The sequence below is a fragment of the Helicobacter mehlei genome (genome assembly GCF_003660265.1).
Classification (GTDB): Bacteria; Campylobacterota; Campylobacteria; order Campylobacterales; family Helicobacteraceae; genus Helicobacter; species Helicobacter mehlei.
Genome location: NZ_QXQP01000006.1, coordinates 1 through 12152 on the forward strand (window position 1 = coordinate 1; position 12152 = coordinate 12152).

16 protein-coding genes, 2 tRNA genes and 1 pseudogene are annotated in these 12152 nt (G+C 44.6%); 5 read left to right on the plus strand and 14 right to left on the minus strand.

Going from position 1 to position 12152, the window contains the following annotated elements; all coding sequences use genetic code 11:
* Positions 1-210, plus strand: a pseudogene (locus EAO36_RS02910) (hypothetical protein); the annotation flags it as partial.
* Here the strand turns inward: EAO36_RS02910 and EAO36_RS02915 are convergent.
* The 4 genes from EAO36_RS02915 to EAO36_RS02930 are packed head-to-tail and all read right to left on the minus strand — an operon-like array spanning position 191 to position 1632.
* Entirely contained in the window at positions 191-508 is a 318-nt protein-coding gene (locus tag EAO36_RS02915) for a hypothetical protein (RefSeq protein ID WP_120948343.1), read from the minus strand. The pseudogene EAO36_RS02910 and the gene EAO36_RS02915 overlap by 20 nt on opposite strands.
* Positions 505-783 (minus strand): phage holin family protein, encoded by a 279-nt coding sequence (locus EAO36_RS02920; protein ID WP_235852260.1) that lies wholly within the window; start codon positions 781-783, stop codon positions 505-507. The genes EAO36_RS02915 and EAO36_RS02920 overlap by 4 nt, the downstream gene beginning before the upstream one ends.
* Positions 783-1109 (minus strand): hypothetical protein, encoded by a 327-nt coding sequence (locus tag EAO36_RS02925; protein WP_120948341.1) that lies wholly within the window; start codon positions 1107-1109, stop codon positions 783-785. The genes EAO36_RS02920 and EAO36_RS02925 overlap by 1 nt, the downstream gene beginning before the upstream one ends.
* Before the next feature lies 1 nt (position 1110).
* A complete protein-coding gene (locus tag EAO36_RS02930) occupies positions 1111-1632 on the minus strand; it encodes a DUF5675 family protein (protein ID WP_120955705.1) in 522 nt (173 codons plus the stop codon).
* 518 nt (positions 1633-2150) lie between these two features.
* On the opposite strand from EAO36_RS02930, the gene EAO36_RS02935 reads away from it, so the two are divergent.
* Together EAO36_RS02935 and EAO36_RS02940 are read left to right on the plus strand one after the other, a co-directional pair.
* A tRNA-Ile gene (locus EAO36_RS02935) sits at positions 2151-2227 on the plus strand.
* 28 nt (positions 2228-2255) lie between these two features.
* Positions 2256-2332: transfer RNA gene (locus EAO36_RS02940), tRNA-Ala, on the plus strand.
* Positions 2333-2443: 111 nt separating this feature from the next.
* On the opposite strand, the gene EAO36_RS02945 is transcribed toward EAO36_RS02940, so the two are convergent.
* Positions 2444-2941: a hypothetical protein gene (locus EAO36_RS02945; protein ID WP_120948340.1), complete on the minus strand. Its 498-nt coding sequence runs from the start codon at positions 2939-2941 to the stop codon at positions 2444-2446.
* 35 nt (positions 2942-2976) lie between these two features.
* Here EAO36_RS02945 and EAO36_RS02950 point away from each other — a divergent pair, with 35 nt between their 5' ends.
* Positions 2977-3861, plus strand: a complete 885-nt coding sequence (locus EAO36_RS02950) for an aspartate carbamoyltransferase catalytic subunit (RefSeq protein WP_120948339.1) — start codon at positions 2977-2979, stop codon at positions 3859-3861.
* Here the strand turns inward: EAO36_RS02950 and EAO36_RS02955 are convergent.
* The 5 genes from EAO36_RS02955 to EAO36_RS02975 all read right to left on the minus strand — a co-directional run bounded on the left by EAO36_RS02955 (position 3844) and on the right by EAO36_RS02975 (position 8128).
* The gene (locus EAO36_RS02955) at positions 3844-4797 is read right to left on the minus strand and encodes a transaldolase family protein (protein ID WP_120948338.1); all 954 of its coding nucleotides are present in this window, start codon (positions 4795-4797) and stop codon (positions 3844-3846) included. The two genes, EAO36_RS02950 and EAO36_RS02955, sit on opposite strands and share 18 nt — an antisense overlap.
* A complete protein-coding gene (locus EAO36_RS02960) occupies positions 4794-6155 on the minus strand; it encodes a UDP-N-acetylmuramoyl-L-alanyl-D-glutamate--2,6-diaminopimelate ligase (protein ID WP_120948337.1) in 1362 nt (453 codons plus the stop codon). The genes EAO36_RS02955 and EAO36_RS02960 overlap by 4 nt, the downstream gene beginning before the upstream one ends.
* Positions 6152-6775, minus strand: a complete 624-nt coding sequence (locus tag EAO36_RS02965) for a histidine kinase (protein WP_120948336.1) — start codon at positions 6773-6775, stop codon at positions 6152-6154. Before EAO36_RS02965 ends, EAO36_RS02960 begins: the two co-directional genes overlap by 4 nt.
* The gene (locus EAO36_RS02970) at positions 6766-7050 is read right to left on the minus strand and encodes a NifU family protein (protein WP_006017324.1); all 285 of its coding nucleotides are present in this window, start codon (positions 7048-7050) and stop codon (positions 6766-6768) included. Before EAO36_RS02970 ends, EAO36_RS02965 begins: the two co-directional genes overlap by 10 nt.
* Before the next feature lie 70 nt (positions 7051-7120).
* Complete coding sequence (locus EAO36_RS02975) at positions 7121-8128, minus strand: YeiH family protein (protein ID WP_120948335.1); 1008 nt, start codon at positions 8126-8128, stop codon at positions 7121-7123.
* Positions 8129-8179: 51 nt separating this feature from the next.
* On the opposite strand from EAO36_RS02975, the gene EAO36_RS02980 reads away from it, so the two are divergent.
* Positions 8180-8440, plus strand: a complete 261-nt coding sequence (locus EAO36_RS02980) for a hypothetical protein (protein WP_120955679.1) — start codon at positions 8180-8182, stop codon at positions 8438-8440.
* A 79-nt stretch (positions 8441-8519) separates the two neighbouring features.
* Here the strand turns inward: EAO36_RS02980 and EAO36_RS02985 are convergent, their stop codons facing one another.
* The 4 genes from EAO36_RS02985 to EAO36_RS03000 form a co-directional block, all read right to left on the minus strand.
* Positions 8520-9296, minus strand: a complete 777-nt coding sequence (locus EAO36_RS02985; protein ID WP_120955680.1) for a tetratricopeptide repeat protein — start codon at positions 9294-9296, stop codon at positions 8520-8522.
* Positions 9297-9319: 23 nt separating this feature from the next.
* Positions 9320-10159, minus strand: coding sequence for a tetratricopeptide repeat protein (locus tag EAO36_RS02990; protein WP_120948332.1), 840 nt, complete (start codon positions 10157-10159; stop codon positions 9320-9322).
* A 193-nt stretch (positions 10160-10352) separates the two neighbouring features.
* Positions 10353-11387, minus strand: a complete 1035-nt coding sequence (locus EAO36_RS02995) for a tetratricopeptide repeat protein (RefSeq protein ID WP_120955681.1) — start codon at positions 11385-11387, stop codon at positions 10353-10355.
* Between the two features lie 12 nt (positions 11388-11399).
* Positions 11400-11702 carry a hypothetical protein gene (locus tag EAO36_RS03000; RefSeq protein WP_120948330.1) on the minus strand — a complete coding sequence of 101 codons (303 nt, stop codon included), beginning with the start codon at positions 11700-11702 and terminating at the stop codon, positions 11400-11402.
* Positions 11703-12152 lie beyond the last annotated feature (450 nt).

The following is a 12152-nucleotide window of genomic DNA, read 5'->3' on the forward strand; positions in this document are numbered from 1 at the left end:
CTTTTAAAGATGGTGCGCAACAATTTAGAGAATGCCAAGGGCAATCCAGTTATTATCGCGGCCGCTGAAAAGGTGGCTAGGATGTTCAGCGATTTAAAAATCAGCCTCTATGGCAAAGAAAGCCTATTGCCCACTGAAAGCACCCAGAACGATTACACCCAGATGACCACCCAAGAGCTGTTAAAATTGGCTAATGACCCACCCTCTTAAATGCCTCTAGCAATTGGGTGGCGTGATCTAATTTCTCTGTGCAAGTCTTTAAGTCTTGGGATTGCAGGTGGGAATAGTGTTGCGCAATGCTTTTAAGCTGTAGGGGCTTTTGCGCGTTATAAGTTTCCCAGTCTAGTTCTAGCTTTTTGATTTGGGCATTTTGGTGGTCTAAGTGTTCTTGGGCGATTTTAAGCCTCTCTTCATAGAGGGTGGCTTTTTTATGGTAGTGCCATAGGCCCCCCAGCGCGCTTAAAAGGGCAATGCCCAAACTTATAAGCGGTAGAACAACTAGATTCATTTGCGCAACCCCAAAATCTTTTTAACCACTTCTAGCGCGTTATCTAACCCTAGATAGCCTATCGCCGCGCTCACCCCCACCTTTGCCAAGTAGGGTAAATCGGTCGCAGAGAGTATCCCAAAGGCACAGATGCACAAAAAAGAGCTAGTTAGCACCACAACCAGGGCATTACGCGCACTCTGTTCGGCATTGTTAAAATAGTTTAAACCCCCGGCTAGCAAACCCACGAGTGCGATGGGGATGAGTTCTAGCATCTCCTCTAAATGCGTGTTCATCATTCTAGCCTTTCCCTTATCTCCAACATTAAAATTTGTTTGCTAATGCCGTGTTTTTGCGCCTCTTTGATCAGATCGTCAATCACGCCGGCAGTGCTTGTGTTGTCTTTTTTGTTCTCTTCTTCTTTGATCAGGGCTTTTTGCAATTGTTCTTTTATTTGTTTGGTCGCGGGTGTGCTATCTTTATTGCCCACAAAGATCAACAAGGTGGCGATCGAGGAATTGTATTTGATGAAGTAGTGGATATTTTGGGCCACTGAAAGCACGAGGGCAAGGGCGATGAACACTCCCACAAGGGCCTTAAGCCTTTCTTTAGAGGGGGACATCTTAATCCCCTTCTTCTTCATCTAGCCCAATGATGGTGAGGCTAAAGTTTTCCACCCCGTGGGTTTCGCACAGGTTGTAAAAGCGTTCCACCGCCTTAGTGCTTTCTGTGATCTTGCCACTCTCTTTGTTATACCCTAAACCCAGCAGGATACAGCCCAGCGTATCGATGGCGTCATTGCCAATGTGGATCATGATGCGCCGATTGGCAAAGCCTAGGACTTCGGGGGTTTTTAACCATAGGGCCTTATTGCGCCCATTGGTGCCTTTTTGGCGGTAGCTAGGTGGGACACACACGCCACTATCAGCCCAAGCTAGGCTGTATTGGCGGGGGATGATGGGGCGGTCCAAGCCCGCCTTATCTGTGGGCTTGCCGCTATTTTCCATTGTGTAACAGCTGAAAATCTCTGTTTTGCCCGCCCAGACCACCAGCCGCCCCAAAGTGCCTTTTTCTTTCTTCCCATTTTTGGCAACTTCTTTGGAAGTGTGTTGCCTTGTGATGATGACCTCAAAGGGTTTAGCCATTTTTTGCTCCTTGCGTTTTAATTTTTGGGGGAGCAATCTTAGCCCAAAGTAGTTCCCCAAAAAAAGGGTTAATTCGGCAGTGCCCTAGGCTAGAGGCTTTAAAACCAAGATGCGCTTTTTTAGGTTAGCCCTTGTGGCTTAACCCCCCCTTTAAATCTGAAAATTTTTAAAAAGTCCTAAGACAAACAGACAAAGCGACTCTAGTAAGTAAAGTGGGTTTGGGGGCACTTAAGAAATTGGGACTTTGCCCCCATTTTAAAAAACAGGACTCTTTAAAAATTTAAGTGCTTGACACATTTAAAAAATTTGGGTAGCATTCTAGGACTTTAATGTTCTTTGACTTGTTAGACGCGCCCAAATTGAGCCAAAAATAGACACTTTGGCACAATAGGCAGGCTTAAACCCCCTAGGGTAGGGATTTATTAGGGGCGGTGTTGTAGTGAAGTTCAATACTAACCAGAAAAATTTAAGGAACGGGGTGGTAGAATTGGGTTTCTTTTTGGTGGTTATTTTTTAGAGGGCTTATAGCTCAGGTGGTTAGAGCGCACCCCTGATAAGGGTGAGGTCAGAGGTTCGAGTCCTCTTAAGCCCACCATTTCCTTTATATTTTTAATAATTTTTTTGGGGGATTAGCTCAGTTTGGGAGAGCGCCTGCTTTGCACGCAGGAGGTCAGCGGTTCGAGCCCGCTATCCTCCACCATTTTTAACCAAGTTCGCTTTTAATCCTAACTCTTGACACCAAGTCCTAGAATATTTACAAGCATTTATTTTTGGATCTATGCGCAACATAGTATTTCTCATTGGAACAGACCTAAAACATAGGCACAGGCACGCGGTAAGCAAAATTCAATAAAATTGTGCCTAGCCCCTCAAAGTCAATCTCCAATTTGGCTTCCTGCGCGGATAAATAATCTAATTTAGCAAAGGCAACCAAATAACCCTTAGCATATCGGTTGGTCGTGTAAAGCACATCATCAAATTCAGCTTTGCCAATCTCGCGACTCCACATAGGCTCGATCGCACCATGGGTTCCATAGAGTTTATAAGAGATCATGTCATTCTCATAGATACTAGAATCTTGGCTAAGCACTTCCACAAAGAAAAATTCGCGTTCATGGTAGATTACGGGATCTACATCGTTTAAATGCGTGGTAAACACGCTCACAACGGGGCGTAAATTTTGGATGATCTCGCCCTTGCGGGTCGCTTGGGTGCGTTTTTCGGCTAAAAAGTCAGGCTTGTAGGCTTGGTGGAACCCCTCTCCACACCCCGCCCACAACAACACCCCCAAGAGAAGTAAAATTCTCATGTTATAATCCTCCCATCTTGATTGAAAGCAAATAGATGAACCTTATTTTAACCCAAGATTTGTGTGATGCAGAGGTTTTGGCCCTCTTAAAGCGCGCCAATACATTTCTAGCCCAAGATTTGCAATATGGAGGGTCCTTAAACCATAAGGTCATTGTGGCGTTGTTTTTTGAGCATTCCACCCGCACGATCGCTAGCTTCCAAAATGCTGCCTTTAGATTACACGCCAATTTTAACGCCTTTAATATCCAATCTAGCTCGACCAAAAAGGGCGAGAGTTTACTCGACACCCTCTTAAACCTGCAAGCCATGCAAGTGGATTTGCTCATCACACGCCACCACCACTCCAGCGCAGCGCATTTTTTTGCCAAGCACCTTACATGCCCGCTGATCAATGCCGGGAGCGGGTCGCTAGCCCACCCCACCCAAGCCCTGCTAGACTTGCTCACCCTTTACAACCACTTTGAGGGGCAATTACAAGGCAAGACCATCGCCCTTGTGGGGGATATTAAAAACTCTAGGGTGGCTAATAGCAATTTAGCCCTCTTGCCCCGCTTTGGGCTCAAACCCCTGTTGGTTGCTCCCCCGCATTTCTTGCCCAAGACCTCTTTTGATCACACCCATGATCTGCAAGAAGCCCTAGAAGTGGCAGACATTGTGATGAGTTTGCGCACCCAAACTGAGCGCCATTCTTTGCAAACCTATGGGTCGTTGCAAGATTATGCACACCATTATTGCTTAAAACAATCCATGTTAAAAGATAGAGAAATTGTGATCTTACACCCCGGACCCGTGCACCGTAATATTGACATCGAAGACGCTTTGTTAGACGATCCGCGTTGTAAAGTCCTCGAGCAAGTCAAGCTAGGCGTGGCTTTGCGCATGGCACTGCTCGAATCAATGTTATCTGAGTCTGTGTAGTATCTCGCTAAACGCATTTTTAAAGGCCATTAAACCCTTTTCCAAGAGTTCCGAATAGAGACTGGAATATAAAAAATTTTTAGCGGTCGCGCTGAGATTTTTAGAGAGGGCGGGGGGTGGGCTAGGCTCGTTGTAATAGGCGTGCAAAGCCTCTAGGGGGGCGGTGCTGATGCTATGCTCAAGCTTTAGGGCTTGGAGGTAGTAATCTTTGGGCAGTATGGGGTCCTTAACCCCCGTGCTGGCAAAGAGGGGGTAGATAGTGTTAGATACCTCCCGCACTTGTTCATAACACGCTAGGGCATTGCCAATCCCGATTTTATTGCGCAAGTGTTGTTGAGTCCATAAAGAGAGGTAGGAATGTTTTAATAAGTCATTGGCTTGGGTATCCACCCTAGAAACAAAGATACTCACCACCGCCATCGGGGCTTTTTTTAGGGCTAGGGCACATCGGCGCGCCTGATTAGGGCTAAAAACCAAGGTGGCATTTAAAGGCATGTCCTCGCCCTCTGCCAAGCGTTCCATCACCTTAATCCCCTCGTTGGTAGCGGGGATTTTGATCATCACATTGGGCATGCCAATGCGCTCAAACAACGCCCGCGCCTCTACAATGCTTGCACTAACATCATTTGCTAAGTTGGGATCAACTTCTAGGCTAATATAGCCCGTGGCTTTGTTTTTCTCCCATAGAGGCAATAACATGTGTGCGCATTGCTTAATATCCTCAATCACCAAAGATTCATAAATATCCTTAGCTGGGGTGTTCGTGGCTTTAAGTTGCTTGATAGACTCTTGGTAGGCTGGGGAGCTCAAGGCTTGGGCAAAAATAGTGGGGTTAGAGGTCGCCCCAAAGATGTGCCTTTTTTCTAAGAGTTCCTTAAACTGCGTGGTTAAAAAAGTGCACTCAATAAAATCACACCACAGATAATGATCTTTCATGTTCTCTCCTCAAAGTAAGTTTTCACCACTTCTCCATCATCAAAGGGTAGGTTTTGATTGCCAACAATCTGCACGCTCTCATCGCCCTTACCCAAAATCAGCAATACCTCATCGCTTTTGAGTGCCTCAAGAGCTAGAATGATCGCCTCTTTGCGATCAACCTCCAAGATCACTTGGGTGCGCTTGTGCTTAGGGATACCGGCTAAAATCTCTTGCATGATCTCTAGGGGATCTTCATCTCTAGGGTTATCCGAGGTGATATAAATCTGCATGGCATGTTGGCTAGCAATCGCACCCATTAAGGGGCGTTTGGTCCTATCCCGATTACCCCCCGCCCCAAAAAGTGCCTTGATCTTGTGCCCCTTAAAACTATTAAAAATCTGCTCAAACCCATCAGCGGTGTGGGCAAAATCCACAATCACCAAAGGCTTAGCATGCACCACTTCCATACGCCCCTGCACGCCCAAGAAGTTTTGCGCCAATACGCTTAACTTCTCTAGATTCTCTTTTGTTAAAAGCTTCACACACAAGAGCCCCCCCAAGAGGTTATAAAGATTATGTAACCCCATTAAAGGGGAGTGCAACAAACACGCCTCATGCCTGCTCTTTTCTGGTGATCGATAACGCATACTGGGATTTTCCCAAAACTCCACATGCGCGCTTAGACTGGGCGATAAAGAATACGCGCTCACACTCAAATGGCTTTTACTCTCAATGCCATACCCATAGGCATTTGTGGGGTTAAAACGCACATGGGGATCATCCCGGTTAATGATCTTCAAGCCCGTATCGTTTAAAAATGCATTTTTGACTGCCCGGTATTCTTCTAGGGTGTGGTGGTAGTCCAAATGATCGCTGGTGATATTGGTGATCACTTTGGCACTAAAATCTAGCCCCAAAATGCGCTCTTGGGCGATCGCATGCGAGCTAACTTCCATGACAAAATAACGTACCCCCTCTTGCTTGGCGCGCTCAACATCGCTATAAAGCTCCAAAAGTGGGGGTGTGGTGAGTCCTTTTGGCTTTAAGCGTCTATCATTACAAAAAAAACCCCTTGTGCCCAGCAACGCACAGCCATAGCCCAAATCCAAAAGCAAGGAATAAATCAGACTTGCTGTTGTGGTCTTGCCATTGGTGCCGGTGATCCCAATGATATGAGGCCCCAAATCAAAATGATTTTTCAACTCTGAAGCGTGGATATAGGGTGTGTTGGGGAATTTTTCTAGATGGGCTTGCACAAAGGCTTGGTTACTAGGGGTTTGGAGCAACAAACAATGCGGATCGCCCAAATCGCGTGTGTCATCGCTAATGGCACCAAATACACGCCCCAAAACTTCTATGCGTTTGGCAAGTTTCATTTTTTAGAGGCTTTGAGGGTTTGTTTTTCTAAAAGGAGGGCTTTTTGCAAGATGGCACCAATGCGCTTATCATACCAAAGCAACTCACGCATGTTTTCGATGTAGGAGATCGACATCTCATAAAACTGGTTGGCGACCAAATTGTCTAAAAACTCATAAAAGTCCTCTTTTTTATCAAAGATCACCTTGGTGCTGAACATCAGATTTTCAAAGACCTCTTTAAAATTTTTACCCACACACATCGCCTTAAAATCAGCATATAAAATCCCATCCAAGCTCTCTGCTTTGAGCTGGTTTTCTTGCCCAAACATCCGCGCCATTTTGCTCAAACTCTCATCAAAGGAATTGATCAAATCCATGATTTGGTTTTGGATACTAGTTTTATAACGGCGTGGCTGGGAGTCTAGGAGGTTTTGGTAGAGCTCATAAAAACTATGGGCTTCTTTGGGGAAATCTAGAGCAATGTCGCTTAAAAGTAAGCCGATTTTGGCATGCGCATCCAAAGGTTCTAAAAACAAGGCTTGGGAGAATAAAAACAACGCCCTAAAATATTGCTTCTGCAAAAAAGCCTTATAACCTTGCGTGTTTAAGGATCGTTTCTTAGGATCGCTTATGGACATGCGCCCTCTTTGAAAAGTTGCCGGTATTGCTCTTTGGATACATGCACCACCTGCATATCGGGGTGAATCTCCTCTTGTAAGCACCGCTCAATGCCAAATTTAAGCGTATTGGCACTGCTAGGACAGCCCTTGCAAGCCCCCTCTAGGCTCACATAGACCTTTGCCTCTTTGATCCCTAGCAACACCACATCGCCCCCATCTCTTAAAAGCATGGGGCGGATTTTCTCTAGGGCTATCTCCACGGGTTTTTGTAATTCTGCATCGCTAAAAACCATCATCACTCCTTAAAGCCTTTCATTATAGCTTATATCGTATTCTGAGCAACTTATAAATATATTGGCAACCCTACAGCAATAATTTAACCAGCCCAAAACCCCCCACCAGCAATACGCCCCACAAAATCAAAGCCAAGCTAAAAGCCTTGCCACCCAGTTCTAAAAACTGCTTCAAATTGACCTGCAAGCCTAAAGCCACCATCGCACACACCAAGCACACAACTGAGAGTTCTTGCAAAACCCGCACGCCTTGTGTCAAGGTTTGTGCATCCACAAAGCCACCAAGCTTAGGCAAAAGCGAATGCGACACCACCACGCCCAAAAAGGCAAAAGCAAAATAGGGGATTTGCAAGGGCGTTTTTTGCGTGCTGGGTGTGGCGCGCTTGAGATAAAACAACACCCCCAAGAGCAAGGGGATGAGCATGATCACGCGCACCATTTTAAGGGTGATTGCGACCTTTTCGGTCTCCGGTGAAATGGCACTAGCCGCACCCACCACATTAGCCACTTCATGTAAGGTCGCACCAATATAGATTCCCTCATGCAAAGGGCTTAGTGGGATCAAGCCTAGCTGGTAGAGCAGGGGGTATAAAAACATGCTTAATAGCCCAAAAACAATCACAGAGCCCACAGCCACCACGCCCTTATGCGGTGCCGATTTAAGAACACTCTCTAGGGCTAAGACCGCCGCTGCCCCGCACACCGCACTCCCACACGCCACCAACATCGCCAAATCCAGCTCCAAGCCCATTTTACGCCCCACATACACGCCCAGCAAAAACACCCCCACCACCACGATCAAGGCGATGATCAAGGGCATATAGCCATAGTGCAAGATGTCATGCAAGGTTACATTAAAGCCATAGAGGATAATACCCAAACGCAAGAGTTTTTTAGCACTAAAATGCACGCCCGCCTGCGTGGTTGTGGCGATTTTGGGATAGACAAAGGAGAATCCAAAACCTAGGAGCACCCCCACTAAAAGTGGGGAAATATGGTGTTGTGCCAATACGGGGAAATGTGCCCCATAAAGTGCCAACGCACTCAGTCCAGCCACGAAGATAAGCCCTAAAAACATCTAACCCCCAAGCGTGATTTAGAGCACTAGGATAGCACAAAAGGGCAATGATTGGCTATGAGATGGGGGTGCTCAAGGCGTATTTGCGCTTTAACCCCCTTATTTGCCTCAATCTCCTATAACGCCCCTTTTACACAAGAGGAATCCATGTCTAGCCAAAAAGAAGCTCATAGAAGATCAAATCAAAGACGGGTTAAAGACGCTCAAACTGCATTACTACGCCAAAACAAACCCGATCAATTTTTGCATGACGACATTTTATACGCCAACGCGCTCCGAGGTTACTTCTTTGAAACTAGCTGTGGTCTTTAAACAGCTACACCAGTGCCAACACCGTAGCCAAAACCGCCATTTTTTAAATAGATGTTAAAGCGACATCGTTTGTTTTGGATCATTCCAACCCCTCTAGGGCCTGCATCGCCTCTTCATTGCCAAACTCCACAGCTTTTTCTAAGAATTTTTTAGCCTTTCCACGCTTTTTGCCCGTGCCAATCCCCATTTTATAAGCCATCCCAATTTGGTAAAGGGTTTTACCAGTGTACTCCTTAGCAACCATGTTTTTGTTAAATTTTGTTACTTGTAAGAGTTTAAGATTAATGATATGTTTAAAGACTGAACCCACCATGAGATCAGAAATTGGATCGATGCCTAAGCCTCCATGATTTAAAAATGTTGCCATCCCATTAGCTCCCGATTCAATAATGATCTGCCTATACACTTTGAGGGCTTTCTTGGGGTCTTTAGGTACGCCCAGACCTTTTTGAGCCATGGTGGCTAGACCGTAATCAGTGAGCATGTAAGCAGTTGCAGCTTTTACTGGGCTAAGTCCTCCAGCAGCCAGATCTTCTGTGTTGCCTTTCTGCTTACGCCAAGCTTCTAGCCTGCGCCATACGGAATCAAAATAGGTTTTAGCCTGATAATAATCCACCTTTGTCCCCCTACCCTCTAAGTAGCAAATCCCTAAAAAGGCCGTGCCTAAAACATTATCGTCTGCATCTGCCTGCTTGAAGTGCTCAAAAGCCTCTTTGTCGCGGTGTTTGTTTAGGGCTTCATACCCTTGTTCAACTTGCTGGCCTAGGGAATAGTCTACCCAATACGCCCTCAAAGGGGTACATACAAGCCAAAAAAATCCAAACAACAATGCCCATTTGCGTAAACTAACCGACATGTTTATCCTTTTATTTAAATTATTTAAAGATCACGCATAGCCTTTAAGGCTTCCTTATTGCCTAAGTCAAAAGCCATGTTGAAACATTCCTTTGCCTTTTTGTGGCTTCTGCCTGTGCCTACCCCCATTTTATAAGCCATGCCCATTTTATAAAGGGTTTGGCCCACCAAAATTTTAATAAAAGGGAGTCGGCGTAAAAGCGCAACGGGCAATTTTTTCAAATTAAAAGTCTTCGAAACTGGGAGGCGGGCTAAACCACCTACATAAGGCAACATATTTGTTAAAGACCATCCATGCCCGTTATTCGCCCCTACATTGGCTAAGATCAGTTTATAAAGCTTAAACGCTTTTTTGGGGTCTTTTTTACCCTCCAAGCCCTCTTCATACATGTGGGCTAAACTCAAATTCACCACAATCATGGCAGCACTAAGGTAAGTTGGGATATATGGTTCCCTCTCACCAAGGAGGCCCTCACCAGGGTTACTCCCATCAAGACTATTGTATGTATGTGCTTTAGACACTTCTTTCTTAACCGCAGGATTGTTCAGTACAATATGGAAATAGACTTTGGCTTTATTGAGGTTAGCCTCAACCCCTAAGCCATAGGCATAGAGCCTACCCAAAAGTGCCGTACCCAACACATCGCCTTTTTTATTGGCCTGCTCGTAAATCTCATAGGCTTTCTTGTAATTTTGATTGAATAGATCCGCTTGAATGCCCTCGTATAAAGAAGGGCTGATCTTTTCATCAAAATTCTCATCCCCTCTTAAGGGTGCAAACGCTACCCACAATGCCAAAAAACCTACTAGGATTTTTTCAAGCACAGACCAAAAACCGTGATTGACTCGTTTTTCATAACACATCAATTTTCCTTTCCTTGAGAGAGTTTTTTAACGCTTTGGCAAGCTTTATCTACTGCCAACAACAAGACCACTTGCCACACACGCTTTTTCAACACAACGCAAGATTTTATTTTGAAATCCACTTTTAAAACTTGGCATCATGAAGTTTTAAACTTCATTTTTTAAGAGGCTAGGGCTTTAAGATTTTTACAGCTTACTTGCGCTCTTTTAAAACTCTTAAATCTTCACAACCCCGCTTATCACCTAGTCGGCAAGCCTTTTTATAATATTCTTCGGCCTTAGCTTCTGATGCCCCCTTTGGGAACACACCTGTTGCCGTTGCGCACTCAGCACTTCCGTATAAAGCCCCCAAAGCAGTATAAGCCTCAGCATCCCCCATCTTGGTAGCTTTTTCATAGTATCCTAGAATTTTTGGAAGGGCACTTGTGTTTTGACCATCTGTGTTTTGACCATCAACAAATATGTTTTGATTATCTGGACTTTGACTATCATAAAAATCATGGTCGCAATAGAGATTCCCCAAAGCAGTATAAGCTTTGGCACTTCCCATTTTTGCCGCTTTTTTATAGTATTCCTTGGCTGCTTGGTAATAAGAATCTGCCATGCTGTAATAAGAATCTGACATATCCTTGTATTTCTTTGACTGCTCGTCCGTCAGCTTACGAAAATCTTTACGATTTTCCGGAAGATTTTCCATACCTTTGTTATCGTAATCTTCGGCTTTTTCAAAATAAAATTTTGCAGCTTTGAGATACGCATCCACATTATGATTTTGAGGCGCATTGCTTAGGATTTTGCTTAGGGTTTCAGCTTTTTGACAAACCTCTTTATCCCTCGCAATTTGGCAAAATTTTTGGTAATAATGGTGCGCCACTTTGCCATCTTGCTCCACTCCCATGCCATTCTCATACATGACCCCTAACATGCCATATGAGCTAGCATTCTCCATTTTTGCCCCTTTTTGGAAGTATTGCAGGGCTTTAGAGTAATCTTTAGCAACACCTTTGCCATTGAAATACATCAACCCCAAGTCGAAATAAGCCCTAGTCTCCCCCATATCTGCCCCTTTTTGGTAGTATTGCAGGGCTTTAGAGTAGTCTTTATTCTCATCGTAAGACTTTGCCATTTTGTAATACTCATCTGCCTGACTATTGGCATAACAAACCCCTAAAACCACTGCGAGCCCTAGCAAAACCCGCAACACACATTTTTTAAACGCCACTGACATTTTTACTCCTTGTCAAGATTTAGATTTAAGACTTAATTCTGTAGCTTTCTGCAAGTAAGCTTTTGTTTCATTCCCTACCATACAAAAGCAAGCCAGCTCAAAAAGAGCCTGCCCCAATGCTTTACATCTCCAGTCATCACTAGAATAATGATCTGCCATGATGATTTCAAGGTCAATTTTGTTTTTTTGATTTGTTAAGTCCAAAACTATATTGCGCAGTATTTTGGACACTTCTAGCAATCTAGTTTGCAAAAAATGTAAGAGTTCAGATAAAAACACTTGGAGAACCCCAAAACTATCAAGCGTAGCGCCCATGATTGCCCACTTCTTGCTTTTTAAACTTTTAAAATCTATAAGATGAAAGGCAGGAGTGGAAAAAGGCGAGGGGTTAGAACAAAACTTTAGTTCAGCTGTGCTTAGTGGTTGTATGGGGGGGGGGGGGGGGGGTGAAAATAAAGGCAAGTTTTTAAGGTGCATACAAAGTCCCAAAGTCAATTTTAATAGCTTGCTGTGTCAAAGACAAGGGTGCATTATAGCATGGTTTTTGAAAAAAGGGCTAGAAACGGCAACTTAAAACCTATAAATAAAACTATACAAATTTTTTATAGGATCATTTTTGCCCCAATAGTCCCAATTTTTGTTAAAATAGGCGTTACCTTTAACGCTTGCGGACATGCGAAAAGCCAGACACCCGAAAACCAACGGTGCAGAGCAGGCATGGATGAACCAAGAATACAGCAGAAATCCGAGCTTTGCAGGATTTTG

Excerpts from the sequence above, each read along its gene's own strand:
- EAO36_RS02915 (WP_120948343.1), bottom strand. The coding sequence starts at position 508 with ATGAATCTAGTTGTTCTACCGCTTATAAGTTTGGGCATTGCCCTTTTA.
- EAO36_RS02920 (WP_235852260.1), bottom strand. The coding sequence starts at position 783 with ATGAACACGCATTTAGAGGAGATGCTAGAACTCATCCCCATCGCACTC.
- EAO36_RS02925 (WP_120948341.1), bottom strand. The coding sequence starts at position 1,109 with ATGTCCCCCTCTAAAGAAAGGCTTAAGGCCCTTGTGGGAGTGTTCATC.
- EAO36_RS02930 (WP_120955705.1), bottom strand. The coding sequence starts at position 1,632 with ATGGCTAAACCCTTTGAGGTCATCATCACAAGGCAACACACTTCCAAA.
- EAO36_RS02945 (WP_120948340.1), bottom strand. The coding sequence starts at position 2,941 with ATGAGAATTTTACTTCTCTTGGGGGTGTTGTTGTGGGCGGGGTGTGGA.
- EAO36_RS02950 (WP_120948339.1), top strand. The coding sequence starts at position 2,977 with ATGAACCTTATTTTAACCCAAGATTTGTGTGATGCAGAGGTTTTGGCC.
- EAO36_RS02955 (WP_120948338.1), bottom strand. The coding sequence starts at position 4,797 with ATGAAAGATCATTATCTGTGGTGTGATTTTATTGAGTGCACTTTTTTA.
- EAO36_RS02960 (WP_120948337.1), bottom strand. The coding sequence starts at position 6,155 with ATGAAACTTGCCAAACGCATAGAAGTTTTGGGGCGTGTATTTGGTGCC.
- EAO36_RS02965 (WP_120948336.1), bottom strand. The coding sequence starts at position 6,775 with ATGTCCATAAGCGATCCTAAGAAACGATCCTTAAACACGCAAGGTTAT.
- EAO36_RS02970 (WP_006017324.1), bottom strand. The coding sequence starts at position 7,050 with ATGGTTTTTAGCGATGCAGAATTACAAAAACCCGTGGAGATAGCCCTA.
- EAO36_RS02975 (WP_120948335.1), bottom strand. The coding sequence starts at position 8,128 with ATGTTTTTAGGGCTTATCTTCGTGGCTGGACTGAGTGCGTTGGCACTT.
- EAO36_RS02985 (WP_120955680.1), bottom strand. The coding sequence starts at position 9,296 with ATGTCGGTTAGTTTACGCAAATGGGCATTGTTGTTTGGATTTTTTTGG.
- EAO36_RS02990 (WP_120948332.1), bottom strand. The coding sequence starts at position 10,159 with ATGTGTTATGAAAAACGAGTCAATCACGGTTTTTGGTCTGTGCTTGAA.
- EAO36_RS02995 (WP_120955681.1), bottom strand. The coding sequence starts at position 11,387 with ATGTCAGTGGCGTTTAAAAAATGTGTGTTGCGGGTTTTGCTAGGGCTC.
- EAO36_RS03000 (WP_120948330.1), bottom strand. The coding sequence starts at position 11,702 with ATGGGCGCTACGCTTGATAGTTTTGGGGTTCTCCAAGTGTTTTTATCT.